The organism is Paenarthrobacter sp. TE3676 (assembly GCF_056279165.1).
Genome location: NZ_JBWBQU010000001.1, coordinates 638424 through 664403 on the forward strand (window position 1 = coordinate 638424; position 25980 = coordinate 664403).

25 protein-coding genes are annotated in these 25980 nt (G+C 60.5%); 16 read left to right on the top strand and 9 right to left on the bottom strand.

What is annotated here, in order from left to right; translation table 11 throughout:
• Positions 1-385: 385 nt before the first annotated feature.
• On the top strand, positions 386-1111 hold the full coding sequence (locus tag ACZ881_RS03105; protein ID WP_476112466.1) for a hypothetical protein: 726 nt from the start codon (positions 386-388) through the stop codon (positions 1109-1111).
• A 281-nt stretch (positions 1112-1392) separates the two neighbouring features.
• On the opposite strand, the gene ACZ881_RS03110 is transcribed toward ACZ881_RS03105, so the two are convergent.
• From ACZ881_RS03110 to ACZ881_RS03120, 3 genes are all read right to left on the bottom strand, one after another.
• A complete protein-coding gene (locus ACZ881_RS03110) occupies positions 1393-1833 on the bottom strand; it encodes a hypothetical protein (RefSeq protein WP_476112468.1) in 441 nt (146 codons plus the stop codon).
• Positions 1834-2057: 224 nt separating this feature from the next.
• Positions 2058-2390 (bottom strand): PadR family transcriptional regulator, encoded by a 333-nt coding sequence (locus ACZ881_RS03115; protein WP_476112470.1) that lies wholly within the window; start codon positions 2388-2390, stop codon positions 2058-2060.
• A gap of 13 nt (positions 2391-2403) precedes the next feature.
• The gene (locus ACZ881_RS03120; protein WP_476112472.1) at positions 2404-2832 is read right to left on the bottom strand and encodes a hypothetical protein; all 429 of its coding nucleotides are present in this window, start codon (positions 2830-2832) and stop codon (positions 2404-2406) included.
• Between the two features lie 197 nt (positions 2833-3029).
• On the opposite strand from ACZ881_RS03120, the gene ACZ881_RS03125 reads away from it, so the two are divergent.
• Both ACZ881_RS03125 and holA read left to right on the top strand, forming a co-directional pair.
• A complete protein-coding gene (locus tag ACZ881_RS03125) occupies positions 3030-3479 on the top strand; it encodes a hypothetical protein (protein ID WP_476112473.1) in 450 nt (149 codons plus the stop codon).
• 92 nt (positions 3480-3571) lie between these two features.
• Entirely contained in the window at positions 3572-4588 is a 1017-nt protein-coding gene (gene holA / locus ACZ881_RS03130; RefSeq protein WP_476112475.1) for a DNA polymerase III subunit delta, read from the top strand.
• Positions 4589-4681: 93 nt separating this feature from the next.
• Here the strand turns inward: holA and rpsT are convergent, their stop codons facing one another.
• Both rpsT and ACZ881_RS03140 read right to left on the bottom strand, forming a co-directional pair.
• Entirely contained in the window at positions 4682-4942 is a 261-nt protein-coding gene (gene rpsT / locus ACZ881_RS03135) for a 30S ribosomal protein S20 (RefSeq protein ID WP_054808077.1), read from the bottom strand.
• A 178-nt stretch (positions 4943-5120) separates the two neighbouring features.
• Complete coding sequence (locus tag ACZ881_RS03140) at positions 5121-5648, bottom strand: type II toxin-antitoxin system PemK/MazF family toxin (RefSeq protein WP_429329961.1); 528 nt, start codon at positions 5646-5648, stop codon at positions 5121-5123.
• Between the two features lie 159 nt (positions 5649-5807).
• Here ACZ881_RS03140 and lepA point away from each other — a divergent pair, with 159 nt between their 5' ends.
• Positions 5808-7661: a translation elongation factor 4 gene (lepA, locus tag ACZ881_RS03145; protein WP_026005317.1), complete on the top strand. Its 1854-nt coding sequence runs from the start codon at positions 5808-5810 to the stop codon at positions 7659-7661.
• Complete coding sequence (hemW, locus tag ACZ881_RS03150; protein ID WP_476112478.1) at positions 7662-8891, top strand: radical SAM family heme chaperone HemW; 1230 nt, start codon at positions 7662-7664, stop codon at positions 8889-8891.
• A 31-nt stretch (positions 8892-8922) separates the two neighbouring features.
• Here hemW and ACZ881_RS03155 read toward each other — a convergent pair whose 3' ends face one another.
• On the bottom strand, positions 8923-9336 hold the full coding sequence (locus tag ACZ881_RS03155) for a DUF4870 domain-containing protein (RefSeq protein ID WP_026005318.1): 414 nt from the start codon (positions 9334-9336) through the stop codon (positions 8923-8925).
• Positions 9337-9458: 122 nt separating this feature from the next.
• Positions 9459-10310, bottom strand: a complete 852-nt coding sequence (locus ACZ881_RS03160) for a DUF3097 domain-containing protein (RefSeq protein ID WP_091467742.1) — start codon at positions 10308-10310, stop codon at positions 9459-9461.
• A gap of 192 nt (positions 10311-10502) precedes the next feature.
• Between ACZ881_RS03160 and hrcA the strand changes: the two genes are divergently transcribed.
• Genes hrcA through ACZ881_RS03175 form a run of 3 tightly spaced genes read left to right on the top strand, consistent with a single transcriptional unit; the run spans position 10503 to position 13464 of the window.
• Complete coding sequence (gene hrcA, locus ACZ881_RS03165; RefSeq protein ID WP_091467740.1) at positions 10503-11510, top strand: heat-inducible transcriptional repressor HrcA; 1008 nt, start codon at positions 10503-10505, stop codon at positions 11508-11510.
• A 50-nt stretch (positions 11511-11560) separates the two neighbouring features.
• Entirely contained in the window at positions 11561-12688 is a 1128-nt protein-coding gene (gene dnaJ, locus ACZ881_RS03170) for a molecular chaperone DnaJ (protein WP_178992658.1), read from the top strand.
• A gap of 2 nt (positions 12689-12690) precedes the next feature.
• Entirely contained in the window at positions 12691-13464 is a 774-nt protein-coding gene (locus ACZ881_RS03175) for a 16S rRNA (uracil(1498)-N(3))-methyltransferase (protein ID WP_476112482.1), read from the top strand.
• 30 nt (positions 13465-13494) lie between these two features.
• On the opposite strand, the gene ACZ881_RS03180 is transcribed toward ACZ881_RS03175, so the two are convergent.
• On the bottom strand, positions 13495-14367 hold the full coding sequence (locus ACZ881_RS03180) for a GerMN domain-containing protein (protein ID WP_179016636.1): 873 nt from the start codon (positions 14365-14367) through the stop codon (positions 13495-13497).
• Positions 14368-14794: 427 nt separating this feature from the next.
• On the opposite strand from ACZ881_RS03180, the gene ACZ881_RS03185 reads away from it, so the two are divergent.
• From ACZ881_RS03185 to ACZ881_RS03205, 5 genes are all read left to right on the top strand, one after another.
• A complete protein-coding gene (locus tag ACZ881_RS03185) occupies positions 14795-15877 on the top strand; it encodes a PhoH family protein (protein WP_364305249.1) in 1083 nt (360 codons plus the stop codon).
• A complete protein-coding gene (gene ybeY / locus ACZ881_RS03190; RefSeq protein ID WP_089595199.1) occupies positions 15874-16347 on the top strand; it encodes an rRNA maturation RNase YbeY in 474 nt (157 codons plus the stop codon). Before ACZ881_RS03185 ends, ybeY begins: the two co-directional genes overlap by 4 nt.
• Positions 16344-17675, top strand: a complete 1332-nt coding sequence (locus ACZ881_RS03195) for a hemolysin family protein (protein ID WP_011774914.1) — start codon at positions 16344-16346, stop codon at positions 17673-17675. Before ybeY ends, ACZ881_RS03195 begins: the two co-directional genes overlap by 4 nt.
• Complete coding sequence (gene era, locus ACZ881_RS03200; protein ID WP_017197589.1) at positions 17659-18621, top strand: GTPase Era; 963 nt, start codon at positions 17659-17661, stop codon at positions 18619-18621. The genes ACZ881_RS03195 and era overlap by 17 nt, the downstream gene beginning before the upstream one ends.
• 106 nt (positions 18622-18727) lie before the next feature.
• Positions 18728-20287 carry an LCP family protein gene (locus tag ACZ881_RS03205; RefSeq protein WP_476112486.1) on the top strand — a complete coding sequence of 520 codons (1560 nt, stop codon included), beginning with the start codon at positions 18728-18730 and terminating at the stop codon, positions 20285-20287.
• A 76-nt stretch (positions 20288-20363) separates the two neighbouring features.
• Here the strand turns inward: ACZ881_RS03205 and ACZ881_RS03210 are convergent, their stop codons facing one another.
• Positions 20364-22316 (bottom strand): M13 family metallopeptidase, encoded by a 1953-nt coding sequence (locus ACZ881_RS03210; protein WP_476112488.1) that lies wholly within the window; start codon positions 22314-22316, stop codon positions 20364-20366.
• 249 nt (positions 22317-22565) lie between these two features.
• Here ACZ881_RS03210 and leuA point away from each other — a divergent pair, with 249 nt between their 5' ends.
• The 3 genes from leuA to ACZ881_RS03225 all read left to right on the top strand — a co-directional run bounded on the left by leuA (position 22566) and on the right by ACZ881_RS03225 (position 25967).
• A complete protein-coding gene (gene leuA / locus ACZ881_RS03215; protein WP_091467727.1) occupies positions 22566-24305 on the top strand; it encodes a 2-isopropylmalate synthase in 1740 nt (579 codons plus the stop codon).
• 82 nt (positions 24306-24387) lie between these two features.
• Positions 24388-25140, top strand: a complete 753-nt coding sequence (gene recO, locus ACZ881_RS03220; protein ID WP_091467725.1) for a DNA repair protein RecO — start codon at positions 24388-24390, stop codon at positions 25138-25140.
• A gap of 2 nt (positions 25141-25142) precedes the next feature.
• Entirely contained in the window at positions 25143-25967 is an 825-nt protein-coding gene (locus ACZ881_RS03225; protein WP_178992663.1) for an isoprenyl transferase, read from the top strand.
• Positions 25968-25980 lie beyond the last annotated feature (13 nt).

Genomic DNA, 25980 nt, shown 5'->3' on the forward strand with positions numbered 1-25980 from the left:
AGTCCAACGGCATTAGCTTGGACGGGCGTTGGCAAGCATGACACCTTCGAGTCCCTCACCGGTTGCACTTTTCAGCTGGCTACTTCCGCTATAGCCGCGGCGGGACGACGTGCTCGCGGGGTAGGGGAACACCACGACAGAATGCGCAAACTCGCATGCGGAACAGCCTAGAGCAGTATGGGGGATCCAATTCGATCGTCCTTGCCGGGTCACATTGTGAGTAGCGGATGGCGGCGTATTGCTGAGCCAGGCTTTCTTCCATGCCCCTGTCAATGCGTTGTAAGGCAATTCCTAAAGCTTCACCTAATCGCGACACAAACACAGCGCCGCGGCTACTCCTTTAACATGGGGGCCTTCAATCACATCAACCAGTTTTGGGAGAAGAATGCGCATAAATCTCGTAGTAAAGTCAGGCAGCCTTGCGCTGGCGGGTCTGCTGGCCCTGACCGCTTGTGGCAGTTCCGCGGCCGGTAGTTCAAAACCTTCGGAGTCCTCGTCCTCGTCTGCGTTCAACTCGCCTTCAGCGTCTGCTTCCCCGTTGGCCTCTACTTCGTCCGAGGGCGCCGGCACCTCCTCGGGTTCTTACAAGGTAGCGGCCTGGGCGCTGCCCATCTCGGAGGCAGGGGACAAGTTGGGCAGCCTCAAGGGCGACAGCTTCAGCGTCGACATCTACCAGGTGGCCACCGATGTCGCGTCCAAGGACAGCATGTTCGTGGACAAGGAAACCAAGGAAAACCTACTCAAGAAGGGCGATCCGGTGGTTTACCTGAACTACGTGGTCACCAACACCTCGTCCGCGGACATTCCCCTGAGCCACTCGCTGATCACTCCCAGCGCAAAGTACACGGACTGGAAGTACATGGGCGGAATGCCTTCGGACTCCAGCAGCGACGGGTACAAGAAGCATGGGCTCAGCAGCTCCGGCGTGAAGCTCAAGGAAGAGGCCCCGTTCGTGCTGAAGCCGGGCGAGTCCTTCAACATTGCGGAGAACTTTGCCTACACCGCGGGCAAGGAGACCGAGATCGAGGCGACTATGACTCCTGCTGCAGCTGACGGCAAGCTGGACCACGACAAGAAGGAAAAGGCCGAAACCACGGTCACGCTGAAGTAGTACCCATCGGGTCGTAACCTATGCTGTCGCCTGCATGAACGAATGCTCAAGGCCAGTCCTCTAGACGACTGTCCGTCCCGACGACGCAAAGCTAGTCGGTTGTCGGGACGGACCTTTTACTAGGGGTCGCCCTCGACCCGGTATCCGCTCGCCTGACGCCGGAGCCGTCACTAGCATTTCTTTGTGGTGATGGCACCTCGATTATGTTCGCGATCAGAGGTCGCATGTGAGGCCCACCCAAAGTGTGCGCTATCTCTGGCGTCGCGTTTGTGCGCGGAAGGTCATCCAGCGAACTTCGTGCCGTCTTCGAGGGTATAGATGACCCGGCCCTTTTCGTCTACGGGGAAGTCCTCAATGACCTTCCCTGTGGATGTGTCAATGATGACGATCGAGCTGGCTGGCCAAGTCGGATCCGGGACGACGTTGTAGGTGGCATCTGCGGCCGTCAGCACTTGTCCGGCCGCGTTCTTCGCCCAGTTGGAGTAGTCGACGATCTTTCCGGTGTTCGTGTTTACGGCCACGGTCTCCTCGGGGCCTGCCGGGGTCCCGTCCAAGTGCGATGAGTTCCACCATCCTTCATATCCGCCGATGGGTCGGTCTGCCACCGGTCCCTTGAATGAAAAGGCGTCATCCTGTGGCGCTGTTGCGTTAGCTTGGACGCTTACTGCGACTGCACCAGCCAGCACCACTGCCGTGCCCAAAGCACCTAGTACGAGCTTCACGTTTTCCCCCTTGGTAATGTGCTACAGGACGATCCCGCCGCGATGTTTGAGGTCGTAAAACCTCGACGCCGCTGATGAGCATGCAGCGCCAAACAGCAAAGTGGCGGGAGATATGCCCATTCCTGGACCGTCCAGTAGGTCAGCTTTCCACTGTTCTTCCCGGATTGGCCGAAGCCCTGCAGGCGTCAAAGCGAGACATACAGCTAGGACTGCCTCTTGTGGCTTCATACAGCCCTCCATGCACTATCGCCGAAAGCGGGCGACGGGGGCGTAGCAGAGGAAGTTCGTGATTTTTGCGCTCTCACAAACTCCTGCGCCAGTGGACGGGCGTCGGCAAGGAGACGGTAGTAACGCCGTCGTGGTCCTTTGCGTTCTAACGAAGTTTCCCATTCCCCCTGCACCCAGCCAGCGGCTTCGAGGCGCTCCAGGATGGGATAAACCGTACCGGGCTTTTTGCCCGTATCTTTGACGATCTGCAGCCCCCACACGCTCTCTGCCGACAACAGCGCTTCGAGGACAAGTGCAGTGGCCGGGGTGATCCGTCCCATGTTCTCCATGCGCCTAATCTAGCTATATAGATTTAGAAGTCAAGTCAACGCTCCTTGCGGGGTGGTCGACATTTGGCTGATGTACAACACGGACCTGACGCCCGTGCGGGCTCGGATCGGGCACCTGCATCGGCGTTTCCACTCGGGCTACATGGTGTTTTGGGACTCGAGAGGCGGTTCCTGGTGTCATGCCCAGAGGATCGGCCGTTGGCGGGCTGCCGGGTGAGCTGGACTCTAGCTCGTTAGCCAGCGCCGCGATTTTCTTACGGAACACCAGTGTTGCCAGCGGTACTGTCAGCAGGAAGACGCAGACGACGAGGAAGGTCGCCAGAGCAGTCGCCAGGACAATCAAGCACATCAAGGCAATGTGGATTTCGGTTGAGCTGATATCGCCGATGTCATCAACCGCTTGGACGCGCAGTAACTGGGTGCTGGCAAATCGGAAGGCCATCTTTCGCTCCTGTGGATTCTGATTTATGAGTCAGAAGTAAGTACGGAGCAGGTTCATCCTGTGGCGCCAGTCGGGGAGAAGGTTATGCTCTTGTGATCCGCCGCATGCGCCGTGGGAATGGAGATGGTTCTACGGTGGCAATGATTGGGCTTCCCGGAGTCCGAGCAGGTATGGATCATTAGCCTTGGGGGAAAGTGATGAAGCGTAGACATCCGGCCGGCATCGCAATAGCGATTTCTCTTCTCGGGCCCTCGCTCGCGGGATGCGCGGGGCAGCAAGCGGCCAGCAATGAACTGCAGTCTTTCAGCTCCATGGATGAGGCGTACGCTGCCGTCGATGAGATCCTGGGATGCGATTCTGAAGCCATTGGCAACCCGGTTGTTCCTATGGGCGATGGCGGCCGACTCGCTTCCGCGCAGAGAGTCTGTTCAGAGAATGTGCAGATAGACCTGTACCCGAATCAGGGCGCCCTTGATGAGAGCTATCAAACGTGGGCTGACTCAAGTCAGGGCAAAATCCCCCTGGTTCGCGGCGCCAACTGGATGGTTGTCGATCTCAGCAGAATCGCGGGCGGCCGGTCGTCAACAACGGACCTCCAAGGCCTGGCCGACAAACTGAAAGGCGAGTACGCCGTCGTCGGCACTTAGCTCAAGGCGGCAGCACAATCACTAAACGCAGCACGGTCACCAAACATGGCAGACTTGAAGCCTGCAAAATAAACGTCCGGAAGGAACTACCAGTGGCTGCTGCCCAAAACACCCGGGCCAAGAGCGTCGCGGCGAACACTGTCAGCTGGCGTGACGCCGCGCCGGCCGCCGTAGTCCTGATCATTGGCCCGGAGGAGTACCTCGGAATTCGCGCCACCGATGGGATTCGTACCCAAGTTCGAACCAGCACTCCGGACGTTGAGCTCAGCCGGCTGAACGCTGGCGCCTACGAGGCCGGGTCCTTGGCGATGACCGTCACCCCGTCGCTCTTTGGCGAGGGCAAACTCATTGAGGTCGAGGGCCTCGAAGCTATGAATGACGCCTTTCTGGCAGACGGGTTGGCCTATCTCCAGCATCCGGACCAGGACGTTGTCCTTGTCTTGCGCCATGCCGGGGGAGTACGTGGCAAGAAGCTGCTCGACGCCGTGAAGTCTGCCGGCTGGCCAGTCATTGATTGCCAGCCCCTGAAGAAGGACTCGGACAAAACGGCGTTTGTCGTCTCCGAGTTCAGGGCTGCGGGACGCCGCATTGAAGGCGAAGCCGTCCAGGCTTTGGTGAATGCCGTGGGTGCCAATCTCTCGGAGCTCGCGGCGGCATGCAGCCAGTTGATTGCCGACGCCACCACAGCTGTTACAGCCGAAACCGTGGAGCGTTACTACGGTGGCCGCGTGGAAGCTACGGCGTTCAAAGTGGCCGATGCTGCCATGGCTGGCAACGGACCGGTGGCATTGTCCACTCTGAGGCACGCCTTGGCCACCGGCGTGGATCCCGTTCCTTTGGTTGCGGCACTGGCGGCCAAGCTGCGCACTCTGGCAAAAGTTGCGGGAGCCAATGGTTCACCGGCCACCATCGCCAAGAACTTGGGAATGCAGCCCTGGCTCGTAGAGCAGGCCCAACGCGATGTCCGCCGCTGGACCCCTGAGGGCCTGATTCGCTCTATCCAAGTCATCGCCGAGGCGGATGCCCAGGTGAAGGGCGAATCGCGTGACCCTGTCTATGCGGTGGAGCACGCGGTCACGGTTATTGCCACGTCGGCCAGCCGCCGCTGAAGCTGGCGCGTTCACCGCGGCTTCCGTTTAAACCCAAAGGCCGGCACCCAATGGGCGCCGGCCTTTTGATCAGCTCAGTCGAACTGGAAAACCTTAGAGTGCGTTGACCTTCTTGGAGATCGCCGACTTGCGGTTTGCAGCGTTGTTCTTGTGAATAACGCCCTTGCTGACAGCCTTGTCCAGCTTGCGGCTGGCAGCAACAAGTGCAGTTCCAGCAGCATCCTTGTCGGCAGACTCAACGGCGGTGGTGACGGCGCGGATGGCCGTCTTCAGCTCAGACTTGACGGCGTTGTTACGCAGGCGAGCCTTCTCGTTGGTGAGGATGCGCTTCTTCTGGGACTTGATATTAGCCACGTATGAACTCTCTTTTTAATGCGGAAATGGTCTAGAGGGTTTTCAGGTTGGCCATCGACTGAGCGGCGTGGGGATGCCTATGGCAGCCAACCATGTATGGCCGTCGACCTGCACGGACACACAGCTATAAAGGATAGCAGAAACTCAGGCGTCACGCAGAACCTGGCGCATAGTCCGGCTAGTTCCGGGCTTGGAGAGCCCGGGCAACCTCGTGGAACTGCGACTTTCCCAGAACAGCGCCTTCCCGCCGGATCGCGTTGGGATTCAGCCGGATGACGCGACCCACGTTGATCTCACTGGGCCTGCCTTGCCGATCCCAGGCGCCGGTTCCGATATCGACATACTCGCCCGCCCGCGCGTCGTTGTCGTGGTCCTTGGACGTCAGCATGAGACCCAACAGCCACTCGCGGTCCCGACCAACAAGAAGTACGGGGCGGTCTTTGCCTTTCGTGTGGTCCTCTTCATAAGGAACCCAGCTCCACACAATCTCGCCAGGGTCCGGTTGGCCATCGGGCTTGGGGGAGTAATTGACCTTAACTGAACCGCTGAAGTCGCCGGGGTAGGGGCCTGGCTGATGTTCGACGTCGGATCGCCGGGACTGCGTCCTTCGGGCGCGTGCAGGGGTGGCCGTCTTGGTGCTGGTGCCTCCCAATGACTTGAGGGACCGCAGGATGAGTTTGCCCAGAGGGCGCAAGTCGAAAGCCATGTGACAACGCTACAGCTGGCTCCTGCTGATGCCCGGCACACAATGTACGGCGAAGCGCCTGTTCATGGGAGACTAGAGGATCAGATGCGCGGCGTGTTCCGGCTGGTCTATGCCCAGTGACGGGAATTACCGCGCGAGTGTCGACAGTAAGGATCCTGCGTGTCTCCCATGGCCCGCACCGCACCGGTGCCCGCCGCAACAGATCCGGCCATCATCCGGAACTTCTGCATCATCGCCCACATCGACCACGGTAAATCCACCCTGGCCGACCGCATGCTGCAGTACACCGGCGTCGTTAAGCAACGCGACATGAAGGCCCAGTATCTGGACCGTATGGATATCGAACGTGAGCGCGGCATCACCATCAAATCCCAGGCTGTTCGTATGCCGTGGGAGCTCGATGGCAACAGCTACGCCCTGAATATGATCGATACTCCTGGCCACGTCGACTTCACCTATGAGGTGTCCCGTTCCCTGGCGGCCTGTGAAGGTGCAGTGCTGCTGGTGGATGCTGCCCAAGGCATCGAGGCCCAGACCCTTGCCAACCTGTACTTGGCGATGGAAAACAACCTCACCATCATTCCTGTCTTGAACAAGATCGATCTCCCGGCCGCGCAGCCCGAGAAGTACGCGGCTGAGCTTGCCAACCTGATTGGCGGCGACCCGGATGATGTGCTCAAGGTTTCCGGTAAGACCGGCGTAGGCGTAGAAGCGCTGCTGGACAAAATTGTCCGCGACCTCCCTGCGCCCGTGGGCGATCCCAATGCTCCGGCCCGCGCCATGATCTTCGACTCCGTCTATGACACCTACCGCGGCGTGGTCACCTATGTCCGTGTGGTTGACGGCATGCTCCACCCCCGGGAACGCATCCAGATGATGTCCACCCGTGCCACGCACGAGCTCCTGGAAATTGGTGTCAGCTCCCCGGAGCCCACACCGTCCAAGGGCTTGGGCGTCGGTGAGGTGGGATACCTGATCACCGGTGTGAAGGACGTCCGCCAGTCCAAGGTCGGCGATACCGTCACCAACCTGGCCAAGCCGGCATCGGAGTCGCTCAGCGGTTACGCGGACGCCAAGCCTATGGTCTTTTCGGGTCTCTACCCGCTGGACGGAACGGATTACCCGGTACTTCGCGACGCCCTCGAAAAGCTGATGCTCAACGACGCCGCGCTGGTTTACGAGCCCGAGACGTCGGCAGCGCTGGGCTTCGGTTTCCGTGTTGGGTTCCTGGGGTTGCTTCACCTCGAGATCACGCGTGAACGCCTCGAGCGTGAATACAACCTGGACCTTATCTCCACGGCTCCCAACGTGGAGTACGAGGTGACACTGGAGGACAAGAAGGTCATCCACGTCACCAACCCCAGCGAGTACCCCACGGGCAAGATCTCCGAGGTCCGCGAACCCATGGTGTCCGCCACCATCCTGGCACCCAACGAGTTTGTTGGTTCCATCATGGAACTCTGCCAAAGCCGCCGCGGCCAAATGCGCGGCATGGACTACTTGTCCGAGGATCGCGTGGAGCTCCGCTACTGGATCCCGCTGGCCGAAATCGTGTTCGATTTCTTCGACCTCCTGAAGTCCAAGACGCGCGGCTACGCCTCCCTGGACTGGAAGGCCGACGGCGAGCAGGTGGCCGACCTCGTCAAGGTGGACATCCTGCTCCAAGGTGAACAAGTGGACGCATTCAGCGCCATCACCCACCGCGACAAGGCCTACGCCTACGGTGTGATGATGACGGGGAAGCTCCGTGAGCTTATTCCCAGGCAGCAGTTCGAGGTGCCCATTCAGGCCGCCATCGGATCACGCATCATTGCCCGCGAAAGCATCCGGGCCATCCGCAAGGACGTTCTTGCCAAGTGCTACGGCGGTGACATCACCCGTAAGCGCAAACTTCTGGAAAAGCAGAAGGAAGGCAAGAAGCGCATGAAGATGGTGGGGCGCGTGGAGGTGCCCCAAGAGGCATTCATCGCTGCCCTGACCACTGACGAGTCCAAGGACAAGGCCAAGAAGTAAATGCCCAGCGTCCTACCTCTGGGCGACCCTGCACCTGCGGATGGCATATTGCCTCCGCAGGTGTTGGCCGGCGTCGAGCATCGTAAATTCGGGCTTTACGTCCACATCCCGTTTTGCGCCGTTCGCTGCGGCTACTGTGACTTCAATACCTATACGGCCACCGAGCTTGGCGGTGGGGCCTCGCAGGATGCCTACGCTACGACGGCGGTATCTGAGCTCGACTTCGCGGCGTTGGCCTTGGACGCTTCCGGTTTGCCTCGGCGTCCCCTCAGCACTGTTTTCTTTGGTGGTGGCACTCCCACGCTCCTCCCGGCGGAAGACCTGGCGCGGATCCTGCGCGCCGCCGTCGACCAGTGGGGCTTGGAGCCCGGGGCCGAGGTGACAACGGAGGCCAATCCCGATTCGGTGACGCCTGAATCCCTGAGGGTGCTGGCTGACGCCGGATTCACCCGGGTCTCGTTCGGCATGCAATCCGCAGTCCCACACGTTCTGAAAGTACTGGACCGCACCCATACGCCAAGCCGCGTGCCACTAGTGGTGCAGTGGGCACGTGAAGCCGGCCTTGCAGTGAGCCTGGACCTCATCTACGGCACGCCCGGGGAATCCATGGCGGACTGGCAGCTGTCACTTGAAACTGCACTCTCGTACCAGCCTGATCACATCAGCGCCTACGCATTGATCGTCGAAGACGGCACGAAACTTGCCGCCCAGATCCGTCGCGGCGAAGTCCCCGGAATCGATGACGACGACCACGCCGCTAAATACGAGCTGGCAGACAAGATGATCTCCCAGGCAGGCCTGAACTGGTACGAGGTCAGCAATTGGTCCCGAACGCCGGAACAGGCCTGCCGGCACAATCTTGCCTACTGGCGCGGGGATGACTGGTGGGGCATCGGACCCGGAGCCCACTCCCACATGGGAGGTGTCCGGTGGTGGAACGTCAAGCACCCCACTGCCTATGCGGGACGGCTGGCCGCAGGAAGCTCGCCGGCTGCCGGCCGGGAAACCCTCGACGCCGAAACCCGTGAGGTTGAGCGCATCATGCTCGAAGCGCGGCTCGGAACGGGGCTGTCCGTGGATGCCTTGGACGCGATCGGGCGCCATGCGATGGCCGGGCTGATTGCGGACGAGCTGGTGGACCCCGTCCAGGCTTTCAAGGGCCGGCTTGTCCTCACGCTGAAGGGGCGGCTGTTGGCCGACGCCGTAGTCCGCAGGATTCTTCCGGACTAACCGCAGTGCCCGCCCGAAAGGGCAGGCGGGGCTACTTAATCCAACGCAGGTTGACCTTGTAACGGTGGGGTTGCCCGTGGTTTACGCGGATTCCCGCCGAGACGGAGAAGCACGTGAGGGCCACCCAGATAGCGGTGGCAATCACGGCGAAGATGTTGCCCACAACCGGCAGCAGCACCAGAATGTTGGCCAGCACTGCGGCGATGGTGGGAGGCAACGTGAAGTTCAGCGCCTCTTTGGATTCCTGTGCGGTGAACGGCCCGCGATCCCGGAAAATCAAGTAGATCAGAAGGGATGGCAGGCATCCCAGGATGCCGCCAAAGTGGGCCAAGGTAGCCCACTGCCTGTCCTCGCTGGCCGTCAACGGGAGTGCGTTGGCAGGCGCGCCATGGTACTGGGGCCGGCCTGCGGCGCTGCCCGGTTCTTCAGGAGCGTTATCTGCCACGGTGTCTTCCCTTTGCTGTAAAGATGCTGCGGTATTGCTGTCCCAGAATACCGGCCCCAAGGTACTTCCCGGGACCAACGCCCCGTTGACACGGTAGTTGCTGATAGCTCATGGACCGTGGCTCAAGGAACCGTCAGGAAATCGATGACTTCTTCAACGCGGCCCAGAAGAGATGCTTCAAGGTCGGCATAGGTGCGAACTGCCCCGAGTAGCCGCTGCCAGCCCAAGCCTATGTCCTCAGCGGTCTCGTGGGGCCAGCCGAAGGCCGTGAGGATTCCTGTCTTCCAATCGATCCCCCGGGGTACGGCAGGCCAAGCCTCGATGCCCAGGACCTTTGGCCGGATGGCCTGCCAGACGTCCACGTAGGGGTGGCCGACAATCAAAACGTTTCCTGCCGCTCCGGGCACCGTCATTGCCTCGGCTGCGATGCGCGACTCTTTGGACCCGGGGACAAGGTGGTCCACCAAGATGCCAAGGCGGCGACCCGGCCCGGGGTTGAAGGCAGCGATGGCCGACTTCAGGTCGTCAACGCCATGCAATGGCTCCACGACGATGCCTTCCACGCGGAGATCGTCGCCCCAGACCTTCTCGACGAGCTCGGCGTCGTGCTTTCCTTCCACCCAGACGCGGCTCGCCTTGGCCACCTGGGCACGTTGGCCCTGTACCCTCACGGATCCGGACGCTGTCCGGGTGGAAGGGGCGGCAGAGGCGGCAGGGCGGGCAGCAGGAGGCATCAGCCGGATTGCCTGCCCTTCCAGTAGGAACCCGAATCCCAACTGGAACGACTTGGTCTTTCCGCGCCTGTCTTCAAGGGAGACGACGTGCATTCCGCCTGATTTCTCAACACGGGTGACTTCGCCCACCCAGCCCGACTGCACGTCTTCGAGGACCATTCCCCGCTGTACGGCCACTTCCGGCAGCTGTTTTTTGCCAGGAGCGGACAGATCCTGCGGGCCCCAATTGTCGAAAGCCAAGGGATTCCTACCTTTTGTGCTGGTTTATGGCGCGGGCCGAAGGCGGTCGCGGGAGGTTTCAATGCTAGCAACGGGGTGGCTCATACTAGACTTGTTAGCACTTGGGCATGTTGAGTGCTAAGTGTGGTGGTCCGATTGAGATCCCGCGTTGACCGGTCGCAGGGACCAAGGCAGTCGTCAGGAGGTGGAGCAATGAGTGAGCCGCGCAAGCTTGAGGTGCTGCGTGCCATCGTTGAGGATTACGTGCATTCCAGGGAACCTGTTGGATCTAAGGCCCTCGTGGAACGGCACCATCTTGGCGTTTCCAGTGCCACCATCAGGAATGACATGGCTGTCTTGGAAGAGGAAGGCCTCATCGCGGCACCCCACACTAGCGCAGGCCGAATCCCAACGGACAAGGGTTACCGCTTATTCGTTGACCGAATTTCCCAGGTCAAACCGCTTTCGGCCGCCGAGCGCAGGGCCATCCACTCGTTGCTTGAGGGCCCGGATGATGTTGATGACATCCTGGAGCGCACAGTACGGCTTCTGTCGCAGCTGACCAACCAGGTGGCCGTGGTGCAGTATCCCCATTCCAATCGCGCGCTGGTCCGGCACGTGGAATTCGTCCTGTTGGCCCCAAAGCAGGTGCTTGTGGTCCTCATTGCGGATACGGGCAGCGTTGGGCAGAAGGTCATCGACGCCGGCTCTGACGTGAGCAACGAGGCGCTGATGCTCCTGCGGTCCCGCTTCCTCGGCAGCATCGCAGCCACCCAGATGGCTCTTTTGCCGCAGGTGCTGCCATCGGTAGTCGCCCTGTGTCCGCCGGAGCTCCGCAGCCTGGCGCAGACGTTGGCTCAGGGGCTGCAATCACTCAGTGACACCAGCCGCGAAGAGCGCATCCTGATGGCAGGAACGGCCAACCTGGCCCGCTCCAATGTGGATTTCCCATTGAGCATCGGTCCCGTGTTGGAGGCACTCGAGGAACAAGTTGTCATGCTTCGGTTGTTGTCAGACATGGGGGATGATCCCCGTGGCGTCACCGTGAGCATTGGACGCGAAAATCCGTACGACGGCTTGGCTGAGGCGTCCGTCGTGGCTACCGGCTATGGCTCCGGGGCCAAGGTGGGGATTCTTGGTCCGACACGCATGGACTACCCCACCACCATGGCAGCCGTACGCGCCGTGGCCCGTTACCTTTCCCGCATTCTCGGCGGCTGAAAACCGGTCCGAGGAAACATCCGCAGTACAACAAGGAAGAGATACCGACTTTGAGCAGCCACTATGACGTTTTGGGAGTCTCGCCGGAAGCCACCGGGGAAGAGATCAAAAAGGCGTACCGCAAGTTGGCGCGGAAACTGCACCCCGACGTAAACCCCGGTGAAGATGTCGCGGAACAGTTCAAGGCCGTGACCCACGCTTACGAAGTGTTGTCCGACCCCCAGAAGCGCCGGGTCTACGATGCCACCGGCAATGAGAACGGCACCGACAACGGTTTCGGTGGCGGCTACTCCGGCCAGGGTTTCGCGTTCCAGGACATCTTCGACACCTTCTTTGGTGGCGGTGGCGGCCACGGTGGACCAGCCTCGCGTGTCCGTCGCGGCCAGGACGCACTCATCAGCGTCCGCATCGACCTGAAGGACGCCGTGTTCGGCGTCAACAAGAAGCTTGAAGTGGACACTGCCGTGGTTTGCCCCACCTGTGACGGCAGCTGCTGCCGCCCGGGCACCCACCCGGAACGCTGCGACATTTGCGGTGGCAGCGGCCAGGTACAGCGGGCTGTCCGATCCATTCTCGGTCAGGTCATGACCACCGCGCCTTGTGGTTCCTGCGAAGGTTTCGGCACGGTCATCAAGGACCCCTGCAACGAGTGCAATGGACAGGGCCGAATCCGCAGCCGCCGTTCCCTCACCATCAAGGTACCGGCAGGCGTCGCAACCGGGACGCGCATCCAGTTGTCCGGGCAGGGCGAAGCAGGTCCCGCAGGTGGTCCTGCCGGTGATCTCTATGTAGAAATCCGGGTCAACAACGATTCCATGTTCATGCGCGAAGGCGACGACCTTCATGCCACACTGAGCGTCCCCATGACGGCGGCGGCACTTGGCACCGAGCTGCAGCTGGACACCTTCGACGGCGCACAGGATATCGACGTGAAGGCCGGCACGCAGTCGGGCGAAATCATTACCCTCCGCGGCCTGGGCGTCACGCACCTCCGTGGTTACGGACGAGGCGACCTCAAGGTTCACCTGCACGTAGAGACGCCAAGCAAGCTCGACCCAGCCCAGGAAGAACTCTTGCAGCAGCTCGCCAAGCTGCGCAATGAGCAATTCACCGAAGGAAAGCTTGTGGCAAGCGGGGGCATGTTCGCGAAGCTGCGGGACAAGCTCGGTAACCTGTAGCGGTGAGCAACCCCGTTTTCTTCACAGCCGCGGGCAGCCTCGGCCAGGTGATCCCCGGTTCCACATTCGTGCTCGAGGGTCCCGAGGCCCGGCATGCTGTAACGGTCAAACGCCTGGCCGCGGGCGAGCCCGTTGATATAGCGGATGGTTCAGGTGCGCGGCTGATAGGCACGGTGGTGGATGCCGGATCCAGCAGTTTGACCGTGAAGGCGTCTGAGGTGCTTTTCGAGGAGCAGCCGGAGGTCCGGTTGGTGCTGGTTCAGGCCCTGGCTAAAGGTGACCGCGATGAACTTGCCATCGAGACCGCCACGGAACTAGGAATTGATGCTGTCATTCCATGGCAGTCTGAGCGCGCAATCGTGCGTTGGAAGGGCGAAAGGGCTGCCAAAGCCCACGCGAAGTGGCAGTCGGTGGTCACTGCGGCCGCCAAGCAGGCGCGGCGAGCCTGGATTCCTGAGGTCCGGTCCATCGTCGATACCGCTAATTTGGCGAAGGCGGTCGAGGCCGCTGACTTGGCCATCATCCTGCATGAAGACGCCAAAAATCCCTTGCGGACTGTCCTCGAAGAGTCGGCTGCGTTGCCCAGTGACGCTGCGGGGTCACAGCGGGAGGTTCTTTTGATCGTTGGACCGGAGGGCGGAATCTCACCGCGTGAAGTAACACGGCTCAGCGACGCAGGCGCCGTAACGGCCCTGTTGGGTCACCATGTCTTGCGGTCGTCGACGGCGGGACCCGCCGCCGTCGTTCTTGCCAGTGACGTTCTGGGCCGCTGGTAACCAGCCTCGCAGGCTATCCAGCCCCGCACGCTATCCGACGTTGAACAGGCGGGTATCGGTGCTCGTTTCGATGGTGGCGCCTGCTTCATCGACTTGTGAAACCCGCAACTCATACTTTCCGGTCTTCAACGTGGCGCTGAAGGTAAAAAGTCCGTACTGACCTGGTTCACCGGTCGCCTTGGTTTGACCGGTGAGCAGGCCGGTCTTTTCGCCCTTGCCGTTCTCTTGGAGGATCTGCCAGCTGACGGGCCTGGAGCTGTCGGTGCTGCGGCCGTTGAACTTGACGACGCCTGCCGGCAAGGACGTTTCTTCCTGCGGATCGATAATCCAAAGCGGCGCAACCAGGGAGGCATTCCGTTCCATGGGTTGGCCGAGCTGTACCTGCCCGAACGCCATGTAGTCCTTGTGTCCGTCAACCAAAATGACAACCTGGATTTGCTGGCCTGAGTTTATGAGTCCGGAGGACGAAGCTGCTGCTGTAGCCGTGTAGACCAATTGCTGGACGGCGCGATGCGCCATCCCGGCGTCGAGGTTTGAGTTGAAGGCGTCCCGCGAAATATCAACGGTGATCACATTCTTGCCCGAGATGGACGTAGCAAGACTCTCGGGGTCCTGCCACGGCGTGAAGAAGTCGTGGTCCAAGGGTTTTTCGGCCATCATGATCCGCAGCGCTGTGGTCACAGGATTTTCGTCGCTCGAAATGTCCCTGAACTCGCGGTAGAGGTAAACCTCCTCCTTGCTGCGTCCGATCCAGTACACCGGGATTTTGGTGGAAGCCTGCGTGGTCTCCAGCGGGGCGTGGCTGGCAGGGGCGTCCTGGACGGTGACTGGTGGCGAACTAACGCTTGCTTGGCTACTGCCGCCGTTGGCGATGCAACCGGTCAGCAAAAGGACAGCAAACATCGCTGGCACGGCGATGACGGACCTCGTCCGACTGCGCGAGCCATTCCCGATGATTGCTGGCTTCGTGATGGGCTTCCTGCCTTAACGTGTCTCTCTTGGCGGCCGCAGCCACCGGGCCGGACCGCAGGGTGCTGATCCCACCCGCTATGCCAGCTTGGCACATCGTCGACGGCGGTCGGCCAGGATCGGGCTGCCAGGCGCCAACTGAAACATGATTGATACCGGCTTGATGCAGAGTTGAGACAAAATGTATGACATCGCAGGGCGGGCCCCGATGATGCCGTCCGTTGAGGCTCAACGTGGGCCGGGCTGGCGTAGGATTGAAGACATTCCGGCATCCGGGCGGTCGCCTTTAAGTGGCCACGAATGTCGAATCGATGGCGTTAATACGACCAACCGGAGGAGAAAAGGCCCTAAGGCCAGCACTATGAGTGAATCTTTGAACGGGCGGCTCAGGACCGGAAACGGCAACCAGCCGCCCACCGAGTTCCCGCACACACTACCGGGTACGCGCACGGAAGTTGTCACGTTCGACAACTCCGACCAAATGGTTCACTCGTTGGGCAGCCACGACGAAGCCTTGCGATACATCGAGGAACAGTTCCAGGACGTTAATTTCCACGTCCGTGGCAACGAACTTTCCATGACCGGGCCTTCCGCAGTCATTCCACGCATCATGCGGCTCTTGGAGGAAGTCCGGGGGCTCGTGGCGAAGGGGACGGTGGTCACTCCGGACATCCTGCAGCAGCTCGTGTCCCTGCTGAGGACGCAGTCCGTGCAGAATCCGGCGGATGTCCTGACGCACAACATCCTGTCCAGCAGGGGTAAAACCATACGGCCGAAGACGCTGAACCAGAAAAACTATGTTGACGCCATTGACGACAACACCGTGATTTTTGGAATTGGCCCGGCTGGTACTGGAAAGACGTACCTGGCAATGGCCAAAGCAGTGCAGGCCCTGCAGACGAAGGAAGTCAGCCGGATCATCCTGACCCGGCCCGCTGTGGAAGCGGGGGAGAGGCTGGGCTTCCTCCCCGGCACGCTGAGCGACAAGATCGACCCCTATCTTCGCCCGCTGTATGACGCTTTGCACGACATGATGGATCCTGAATCCATCCCGCGTTTGATGGCTGCGGGGACCATCGAGGTCGCTCCTTTGGCCTACATGCGAGGACGGACACTGAACGACGCCTTCATCATCCTCGACGAAGCGCAGAACACCACTCCGGAGCAGATGAAGATGTTCCTGACCCGCCTCGGTTTCGGATCGAAAATGGTGGTCACGGGCGATGTCACCCAGATTGACCTGCCTTCCGGTTCAACATCGGGCCTGCGGATCGTCAGGGAGATCCTGAAGGGGATTGACGACGTCAATTTCTCCATTCTGGAGGCTGCTGACGTCGTGCGGCACCGCTTGGTTGCCGACATCGTCTCCGCCTACAGCACATGGGACGACGCACACCGCACAGACGCCACTGGCGCACAGTACCAACGTGGAGAACGTAAATGAGCATTGAAGTAAACAACGAGTCCGGTGTAGCGGTGGACGAAGCGCAACTGGTGACGTTGTCCCGCTTCATCTTTGAGCGTCTGTACATCCACCCCCAGGCCGAACTGTCCATTCTCCTTGTCGATGAACCGGCCATGGAAAAGCTGCACATCGAACTTATGGACGAGCCCGGAGCTACGGACGTCTTGTCCGTACCCATGGACGAATTGACGCCGGGCACTCCGGACAAGCCCACGCCGCAGGGCATGCTGGGTGATATCGCCATCTGCCCGCAGGTTGCCGAGGTTCAGGCGCGCAACGCCGGGCATCCCACGCAGGATGAGATGCTTCTCCTGACCACCCACGGCATCCTCCACCTGCTTGGTTTTGACCATGCGGAGCCGGAGGAAAAGGAAGAGATGTTCGGCTTGCAGCGGGAACTGCTGTCTGAATTCCTGGGCAAGGATGCCCCCATGGAGACCATGCAGTGACCTCGATCATCCTGGTCGGCATGGCGCTGGTTTTCCTCAGCTTCGTTGCACTGCTGACCGCAGCCGAGGCTGCGTTCAACTTCCTGCCCCGGCATGAGGCCGAACAATCAATAGTGCGCAGCAAGGGCAAAGCACTGGGGGGCATTCTCAAGAACCCGATCGCACATATGCGGGCGCTGCGCTTTTGGCGCGTGTGGTTCGAAATGGCGGCAGCAGTTGCCGTCGCCGTGGTCCTGCACAGTTTGCTGGACAACGTATGGCTCGCCGGGCTCGCAGCTACGGGCATCATGGCGGTGATTGGCTTCGTACTTGTGGGTGTCTCGCCCAGGCAGTTGGGCAGGGCCCACTCCGGACCCGTCGTTCGTTTCACTGCTCCGCTGATCAGGTTCCTGTGCTGGATATTGGGACCAATCCCCGGCTGGTTGGTTGCCCTGGGGCAGGCAGTTGCACCTGGCGCCCCGAGCGGGGACGACGCGTTCGTCAGCGAAGAAGAGTTCCGTGAGTTCGTGGATCGTGCCGCGGAGTCGGACATGATTGAAGACAATGAGGCTGAACTTATCCATTCAGTCTTCGACTTCGGTGACACTTTGGTGCGTTCCGTGATGGTTCCCCGCACGGACATTGTCAGCATCGGTACGGGCTCGGACCTCGAAACTGCAATGGGCCTTTTCCTGCGTTCTGGTTACTCAAGAATCCCGGTCATCGGTGAGAACACGGATCAGATCCGTGGAATTCTTTACCTCAAGGACGTGGCTGCAGCCATGCATCGCAGCGAACCGGGACTACAAGCCCATGACGTTGACTCACTTGCAAGGGATGTTCGTTATGTCCCGGAATCCAAGCCAGTGAGCGACCTCCTGAGGGAACTCCAAAAGGAGTCCACACACGTAGCGATCGTGATCGACGAGTACGGCGGCACCGCTGGACTGGTCACCCTTGAGGACCTCATTGAGGAAATCGTGGGCGAGATTGTGGATGAATACGACGCCGCAGCCGAGGAGGCGGTCGACCTCGGCGATGGCACGTACCGCGTGAGTGCCCGCATGAGCATCGATGACCTGGGCGAGTTGTTCGATATCGACCTCGACGACGACGAAGTGGATACCGTAGGTGGCCTCCTCGCGAAAGCCCTTGGTCAGGTTCCCATTGTTGGGAGCTCCGTCGAAGTGAACGGTATTTCACTTCGGGCAGATAGGCTGGAGGGTCGCCGAAACAGGGTCAGCCACATCATTGCGGCAGCCATGCCAAAGGAAGACACTGACTTTGAAGACCTACTCGATGACGCCGACTCAACGCAACAGGGAGTTCCACGTGAGCAAGCAAAATAAGAAATTCGATGCCGATGCCGATTTCGGTGGCTTCCACGCTGGCTTCTCGGTGCTTGTCGGCCGACCCAACGCGGGAAAGTCGACTCTGACCAATGCCTTGGTTGGCCAGAAGGTTGCCATCACCTCGGCCAAGCCGCAGACTACACGGCACACCATTCGAGGTATCGTTCACCGCGATGATGCGCAACTTATCCTCGTGGACACGCCGGGCCTTCACCGTCCACGGACCCTCCTGGGGAAGCGTCTTAACGAACTGGTGGCAGACACCCTGGCGGAAGTCGATGCCATTGGTTTCTGCCTTCCCGCGAACGAAAAGATCGGCCCCGGGGACAAATACATCGCAGCCCAATTGGCCGCCGTCGGACGCAAGCCGATCGTGGCGCTGGTGACTAAAACGGACCTTGTGGACCGTCAGGCGTTGACGGAGCAACTGCTCGCAGTCGCCGCATTGGGACGCGACGTTCTTGGTGAGCAGGGCTGGGCTGACATTGTGCCTGTTTCTGCTGCCGATGGTTTCCAGGTCTCAACAGTGGCGGATGTGCTGATCAGCCACATGCCGTCGTCGCCGCCGCTTTATCCTGATGGCGAGCTGACTGACGAGCCCGAGGCCGTCATGATCGCTGAGCTTATCCGCGAAGCGGCCCTCGAGGGAGTCCGTGATGAACTTCCGCACTCACTGGCAGTGGTGGTGGAGGAAATCGTTCCCCGCGAAGGCCGGACCGAGGACAACCCGCTGTTGGATGTTCGAGTGAATCTCTATGTCGAGCGGCCTTCGCAGAAGGCCATCATTATCGGCAAGGGCGGAAGCCGGTTGCGCGAGGTGGGAACCAACGCCCGCAAGGGGATTGAAACGCTGCTCGGAACCCGGATTTACCTTGATCTCCACGTAAAAGTAGCTAAAGACTGGCAGCGCGATCCCAAGCAACTGGTCAAACTCGGGTTCTAATTGGCACCACTGGATCCGGCGTGGCTTCGGGCGCGATAAGGAACTTCCCAGAAACGGCAACTATGATTGCGGGGATCCAGCTGTTTGATGAAAGGTAAACCAAATAGTGCGACGTCGTGACGCCCGCCCGCAGGGCACCGGCACCGCTGTCCCCGGTGGGGCACGCCATGGAGAGGATGCCGACGGTACCCCTCGCCACATGAAGGCGCCAAAAGGCCTGCCGCTTTGGTTGAAAATTGTTACCGGCGTGGTCTCCGTTGCGCTGGTTGCAGGCGTTGCCTTTGCCGCTTTTTGGTTTATCCGGTTGCAGACCAACATCACCAAGGCCCCCTTGAGTGCCGGCGAGACACGCAATGCCGGTGATCCGCTGGTCGATGACAAGACGGATCGCCTGCAGATCCTGATCCTTGGCTCCGATACCCGTGATGGAAAGAACGCCGAATACGGCAGCACGGAAGACTCAACCGGCTATGGCCACTCCGATGTGATGATGCTCTTGGATATCTCCGCGGACAACAAACGGGTTAACGTCCTGAGTTTCCCGCGAGACCTGTTGGTGGACGTTCCGCAGTGCACGGACCGTACCAATAACCAGACGTTCCCTGCCCGCAGTGGGGTGATGATCAACGAGGCCATGGCTGAGGCTGGCATCGGCTGCGCTGTGGATACCGTCAACCAGTTGACCGGCTTGGAAATCGACCATTTCATGATGGCTGATTTCAACGCCGTCAAGGAGCTTTCCCACGCGGTGGGTGGCGTCAACGTTTGCGTCAGTGATCCGGTCTTTGATCCGGATTCCCGGCTCCGCCTGGTCAAGGGCGATTCCCTGGTGGAAGGCGAACAGGCTTTGGCATTCCTCCGAACCAGGCATGCTTTCGGTGACGGAGGCGACCTCGGCCGCATCAAGGGCCAGCAGGCCTTCCTCTCTTCCCTCACCCGGAAGCTCAAGGACGAGGGAACTTTGGGCAACCCGCAGCGGCTGTTGCAGATCGCGGATGTGGTCACGCAGAACCTGACAGTGGACGAGGGTCTCGCGTCAGTTCCGTCACTGTTGACCATTGGTGGGCGGCTCAAGGACATTGATGTTTCCAAGGTGGCGTTCGTGGCGGTGCCCACGCAGCAGGCGGCGGCCGACCTTAACCGGTTGGAGCTCGTGGAGCCTCAGTCATCACAGCTGTTCGCCGCACTTCGTGCCGACCTGGACCTCACAACACCCGGCGCGACGTCCACTCCGGCACCTAGCGAAAGCCCGGCTCCTCAGCCAACGGCCACCACGCCTGCCGCACCGGCGTATGACAAAGCGATCCAACCGGTGGCCGTTGCCAACGGCAGCGGCGTCGCTACACGGGCACAGGAGCTCCTGGCCGTGCTCACGGGGAACGGATTTGCCCAGACGGTGTCCTACTTGGCCAATCCTGTGGATCAAACTGTGCTTTACTACGGACCGGGTTTTGCGGATGTGGCCGCCGACGTGGCCACCCTGTTCGGCATCCCGGCCGCCCAAGTCCAGGAAGCCCCGGGTGTAGCGGGCGTGCAGCTGTACGTTGGCACGGACTTCGGCACCGGAACTGCGTACGGTGCAGCCTCAGTACCATCAGATGTTGTCAACCAAACGGCCAGCGATGCCGTTTGCCAACAGGTGAATCCCCTCTACATCGACGAGTAAGAGATTCCCTGCTTTTAGCCGAACACAACAACGGCCGGCCAGTTCTTCAACTGGCCGGCCGTTGCGCTTCCGGGTACTACCAGATGCTGACGCGTTCCCCGGGTTCCATCCACATGCCATCGGCTTCCGACACGTCGAAGGCTTCATGGAAGGCATCGAGGTTGCGGGCTATGGCGTTGGTGCGGAACTCGTTGGGGGAGTGGGGGTCCGTAGCCAGTCTCCGGATCGCTTCTTCGGTGCGGATCACCTGGCGCCAACCGGCAGCCCACGACATGAAGAACCGCTGGAAGCCCGTGAAGCCGTCCAGGACCTCCGGCTCGGCTCCGTTCAGACTCAGGAGATAGGCCTTGTAGGCAATAGTGAGGCCTCCGAGGTCGCCTATGTTCTCGCCCAGAGTCAGCTTGCCGTTGACCTTATGGTCGGGCGCAGCGTAGGGGGACAGGGCGTCGTACTGGGCAACCAATTTCGCCGTCAGGGCTTCGAAGGCTGTACGGTCGTCTTCCGTCCACCAATTGCGGAGTGCGCCGCTGCCATCAAACTGGGACCCTTGGTCGTCGAAACCGTGGCCGATTTCGTGACCGATCACCGCGCCGATTCCGCCGTAGTTCACAGCGTCATCCGCATCTGCGTTAAAGAAGGGTGGCTGAAGGATAGCCGCGGGAAAAACGATCTCGTTGAGCATCGGATGGTAGTAGGCATTTACGGTCTGCGGCGTCATGAGCCATTTCGTCAGATCAACCGGCTTACCGATCTCGTCCAGGTGCCGGTCCACATCCGCGTCATGGGCGCGCTCCACGTTGCCGAGGAGATCCGTCGGATCGATTTCCACGGCGGAGTAATCGATCCATTTGTCCGGGAAACCGATCTTTGGACGGAACGCGTCCAGCTTCTTCAGTGCCTCTTTCTTGGTCTCCTCGCCCATCCATCCTAGGGAAGAAATACTCTCCCGATAAGCTTCGATCAGGTTTGAGACCAGGGTCTCCATCCTTGCTTTGTGTCCGGCAGGGAAGTGCCGGTCAACGTAGATCTGGCCGGCTGCCTCGCCGAGGGCCGCCTCAACGACGGCCACTCCGCGCTTCCACCGTTCCCTGTTCTGCGGCGTACCGCTGAGCGTGGTGCCGTAGAAGTCGAAGTTCGTGGAAACGAACGCGGACGAAAGATAGGGCGCAGCCGAACTGAGAACCCGGAGGGTCAGCCACTCCTTCCAGGTTTCCAGGGGCTGGGATTCCAGCAAAGCTGCCGCGCCCGCAAAGAAGTCCGGCGTGCTCACCACGATTTCACTTCGCTTGGCTGGTTCCACCCTTGCCGCCTGGAACCAGGTGTCGAGCAGGGGGAACAGTTCCACGGCTTCAGCCGCGGTCTTGAGGTTGTAGGTCTTCTGGGGATCCCGCAGCGTGACATTGTCCCAGTGGTGGGATGCCAGAGCGGTTTCGAGTGCGACGATGCGCTGGGAGGCAGCTTGCGCGTCGGGGATGCCTGCGAGGTTGAACAGCTTGGCAATGTAGTCGCCATAGGCCGCGACGATGGCCGCGAACTTTTCTTCTCGGTAGTAGGACTCGTCCGGCAATCCCAGGCCCCCTTGTCCGATATAAAGGAGAATGCGCTCCGGGTTGCCAGCGTCCGGTGCGGGGTAGATCGAAAAGAGCCCGGAGACGTCCGAGCGGAACAATCGTCCGATCAGGGCAGCCAGTTCCGCTGGGGAGCCCACCTCGCGAACCTCATCAAGACGGCCTCGCACGGGCTCCATCCCCTTCGCCTCGGCTGCTTCTTCGTCCATGAAGCTCGCGTAGAGTCCGCCAACTTTCTGTTCGACGCCGGTGGCTGACCCGCCTTTGGCGGCCGCCTCTTCGATAATCGCCTTCACGGCCAGCTCCGCGCCATCGCGCAAAGCCGTGAAAGTACCTTCAAGCGGCCTGTCGTCCGGAATCGTTGTGCTGTTGAGCCACGCACCATTGACGTGCTGATAGAGGTCGTCCTGGGGCCGGACGCTGTGATCGATGTTGGAAAGAGAGATCCCCGACTGTGGCACTGTGGCTCCTTGTGTGGACGCTGCAGTCGGCGTTTCCACCGTCGCGGCGTCTGCATAGTGGACGTTGCATGAGGTGTTGCACTGTCATCATACGCATCGTGTTAGTGTGAATTTGTGCGTACGGCGATGCTTCTTCTTAGCTGCCGCGGCGGGGCCTGAAAGCTATCTGAAGCTGGGCCATCCTCGCCGCGGAGTTCCGTTGTGTCCGGCTAAGCTTTCATTTAGTTCTTAGAGAAAAGGCCACACGTCATGCGTAATGCACAAAAGCCCTCCGGTATGCCGATTCACCGCTACCTGCCGTTCCAGGACCAGATCAGCGTCGAGGTTCCGGACCGCACCTGGCCGGACAAGGTCATCACCAAGGCTCCGCGTTGGTGCGCAGTTGACCTGCGCGATGGCAATCAGGCACTGATCGACCCCATGAGCCCGGCACGCAAGCTGAAGATGTTCCAGCTGCTCGTCAAGATGGGCTACAAGGAAATCGAGGTTGGTTTCCCCTCAGCATCGCAGACTGACTTCGACTTTGTTCGCCAGCTCATCGAGGGCGGTCATATTCCGGACGACGTCAGCATCCAGGTTCTGACGCAGGCGCGTGAACACTTGATTGAACGCACCTACGAATCCCTGGTCGGCGCCAAGCAGGCTATCGTCCACCTGTACAACTCCACGTCCGTATTGCAGCGTCGCGTTGTATTCAACCAGGACGAAGACGGCATTCTGGATATTGCGCTGCAGGGTGCGCGTCTGTGCAAGAAGTATGAAGAGACCCTGACAGACACGCACATCACGTATGAGTACTCACCGGAGTCATTCACGGGAACCGAACTCGAGTATGCCGCCCGCGTGTGCAACGCCATTGCTGATGTCTTTGAGGCTTCTGCCGACAAGCAGGTCATCATCAACCTGCCGGCCACGGTGGAAATGGCAACCCCCAACGTCTATGCAGACTCCATCGAGTGGATGCACAGGAACCTGCACCCCCGCGAGGGAATCATCATCTCCCTCCACCCGCACAACGACCGCGGCACCGGCGTCGCTGCAGCTGAGCTGGGTTACCTGGCAGGCGCCGACCGCATTGAAGGTTGCTTGTTCGGCAACGGCGAACGTACCGGCAACGTCGACTTGGTGACGCTGGGGCTCAACATGTTCGTGCAGGGTGTAGACCCCATGATTGATTTCTCAGATATCGATGAGATACGCCGCACTGTGGAGTACTGCAACCAGTTGCCGGTCCCGGAGCGTTCGCCCTACGGTGGCGACCTCGTCTTTACGGCCTTCTCCGGTTCGCACCAGGATGCCATCAAGAAGGGCTTTGAGGCGCTCGAGAAGGACGCTGCTGCTGCCGGGAAGTCGGTTGACGACTTCACCTGGCAGGTTCCCTACCTGCCCATCGACCCCAAGGACCTCGGCCGCAGCTATGAAGCTGTTATCCGGGTTAACTCGCAGTCCGGCAAGGGCGGCGTGGCCTACCTGCTGAAGAACGAGCACAACCTGGATTTGCCCCGCCGGGCACAGATCGAGTTCTCCGGAGTCATCCAGCGTCGTACCGATGCCGTGGGCGGCGAGGTCAGCGGTGCCCAGCTGTGGCAGATCTTCCAGGATGAGTACTTGCCCTCCGAAGAAGAGCAGGCTCAGTGGGGTCGCTATGGGCTGGGTAGCGTGAGCACCGAGACGGATGAATCGGGCGCCATGACCATGAACGCAAACCTGCGGATCGACGGCGTCGAAGTCCGCCGCACCGGCCATGGCAATGGTCCCATTGCAGCCCTGTTGGACATACTCCACCACGATGGCGTTGACGTGCGGGTGCTCGATTACAGCGAGCACGCCCTGTCCGAAGGCGGCAGTGCCAGTGCTGCGGCCTACGTTGAATGTGCTGTCGGAGAACGCGTTTTGTGGGGTGTCGGAATTGACCCCAGCACCACCACGTCCTCCCTCAAGGCATTGATCTCGGCAGTGAACCGGGCCGTCCGGGACGCCCAGGCCTAAGCCCACCGTGTGGTGACGGGAAATACCGTCACCACACGGTCCGGCGAACACTGCCGGACCAGGCATAGTGGGAAGATTAGTTGTGGCCAATCCGTCGTTTGCAGCGCGGTCCTATCGGGACGATGCCGTGGTGCTTCGTACCCACAAGCTGGGCGAGGCGGATCGAATCATCACTCTGCTGACCAAACACCATGGTCAGGTTCGTGCCGTTGCCAAGGGTGTTCGCAGGACCAGTAGCCGCTTCGGGGCGCGGCTGGAGCCCTTCATGGTGGCGGACCTGCAACTGGTCTCGGGCCGGACCCTGGACATTGTGACCCAGGCCGTGGCGAAGGGCGCGTACGGAAGTAGTATCGCGGCCGACTATGGGCGGTTCACTGTGGCTGCAGCCATGACGGAGACTGCCGAGAAGCTCACGGATGCTGATACCGAATCAGGGACCGCCCAATATAATCTGCTGGTTGGTGCGCTGGCTGCCTTGAGCCGTTCGGACCATCCACCCGAGCTCATTCTTGATTCTTATCTTTTGCGGGCGCTGGCCACCGGTGGGTGGGCACCAAGCTTCACTGATTGTGCACGGTGTGGCCGTCCCGGTCCTCACACAGCGTTTGCCGCCCCCGTTGGCGGCATGGTGTGCGGCGACTGCAGGCCCCCGGGCTCTCCGGCTCCGGCGCCGGAGACAGTACTGTTGCTGGGCGCCTTACTAACTGGCAATTGGAGCGTCGCTGATGCTTCGGATCCGCGGCACAGGCGGGAGGCTGCCGGCTTGGTTGCCAGTTACCTCCAGTGGCATCTTGAACGAGCCCTGAAATCACTCAAACACGTGGAGCGAAGCTGACAGTGGTACTTGGAAAGAAGAGTAAATCAACAGCGGCGAGGACTGCCCCGGTGATTGCCCCTTATGGACACCCTTCCGGAGCTCTGCCGCCGAGTATTCCGAGTGAGCTCATTCCGCAGCACGTGGCCATAGTCATGGACGGCAACGGGCGTTGGGCTAATCAGCGGGGCCTCCCTCGGATAGAGGGACATAAGGCCGGCGAGCCTGCGCTCTTGGACGTCATGGCAGGAGCGATCGAACTCGGGATCAAGTACGTCAGTGTGTACGCGTTCTCCACCGAGAACTGGCGCCGGTCACCGGAGGAAGTTCGATTCCTCATGGGATTTAACAAGGATGTACTACGCCGCCAACGCAACCAACTCGATGAATGGGGTGTCCGCATCCGTTGGGCTGGCCGCAGGCCCCGCCTGTGGGGATCGGTCATCAAGGAGCTGGAAGAGGCAGAGGACTACACCCGAGCCAACGACACCTGCACGCTGACCATGTGTGTTAATTACGGTGGGCGTGCAGAAATTGCCGACGCCGTTTCCGCAATCGCGCACGACGTCGCCGCTGGCCGGTTGAAGCCGGGGTCGGTGTCGGAGAAGACCATTCAAAAGTACTTGGACGAACCGGACCTTCCCGATGTGGATCTCTTCCTGCGCAGTTCGGGGGAGCAGAGGCTATCCAATTTCCTTCTTTGGCAGTCGGCTTATGCGGAGTTCGTCTTCATGGATACGTTGTGGCCGGATGTGGATCGGCGGACCCTTTGGGACGCCGTCGAAATTTATGCCAAACGCGACCGTCGCTACGGAGGGGCCGTGGACGCGGCGCCCGCTGTCAAATAGCACATACACGTTA

Coding starts and splice junctions, on each gene's coding strand:
- ACZ881_RS03180 (WP_179016636.1), bottom strand. CDS start 14,367: ATGTTTGCTGTCCTTTTGCTGACCGGTTGCATCGCCAACGGCGGCAGT.
- hemW (WP_476112478.1), top strand. CDS start 7,662: ATGCCCAGCGTCCTACCTCTGGGCGACCCTGCACCTGCGGATGGCATA.
- ybeY (WP_089595199.1), top strand. CDS start 15,874: ATGAGCATTGAAGTAAACAACGAGTCCGGTGTAGCGGTGGACGAAGCG.
- ACZ881_RS03140 (WP_429329961.1), bottom strand. CDS start 5,648: ATGGCTTTCGACTTGCGCCCTCTGGGCAAACTCATCCTGCGGTCCCTC.
- ACZ881_RS03125 (WP_476112473.1), top strand. CDS start 3,030: ATGAAGCGTAGACATCCGGCCGGCATCGCAATAGCGATTTCTCTTCTC.
- hrcA (WP_091467740.1), top strand. CDS start 10,503: ATGAGTGAGCCGCGCAAGCTTGAGGTGCTGCGTGCCATCGTTGAGGAT.
- ACZ881_RS03185 (WP_364305249.1), top strand. CDS start 14,795: ATGAGTGAATCTTTGAACGGGCGGCTCAGGACCGGAAACGGCAACCAG.
- leuA (WP_091467727.1), top strand. CDS start 22,566: ATGCGTAATGCACAAAAGCCCTCCGGTATGCCGATTCACCGCTACCTG.
- ACZ881_RS03105 (WP_476112466.1), top strand. CDS start 386: ATGCGCATAAATCTCGTAGTAAAGTCAGGCAGCCTTGCGCTGGCGGGT.
- ACZ881_RS03115 (WP_476112470.1), bottom strand. CDS start 2,390: ATGGAGAACATGGGACGGATCACCCCGGCCACTGCACTTGTCCTCGAA.
- ACZ881_RS03120 (WP_476112472.1), bottom strand. CDS start 2,832: ATGGCCTTCCGATTTGCCAGCACCCAGTTACTGCGCGTCCAAGCGGTT.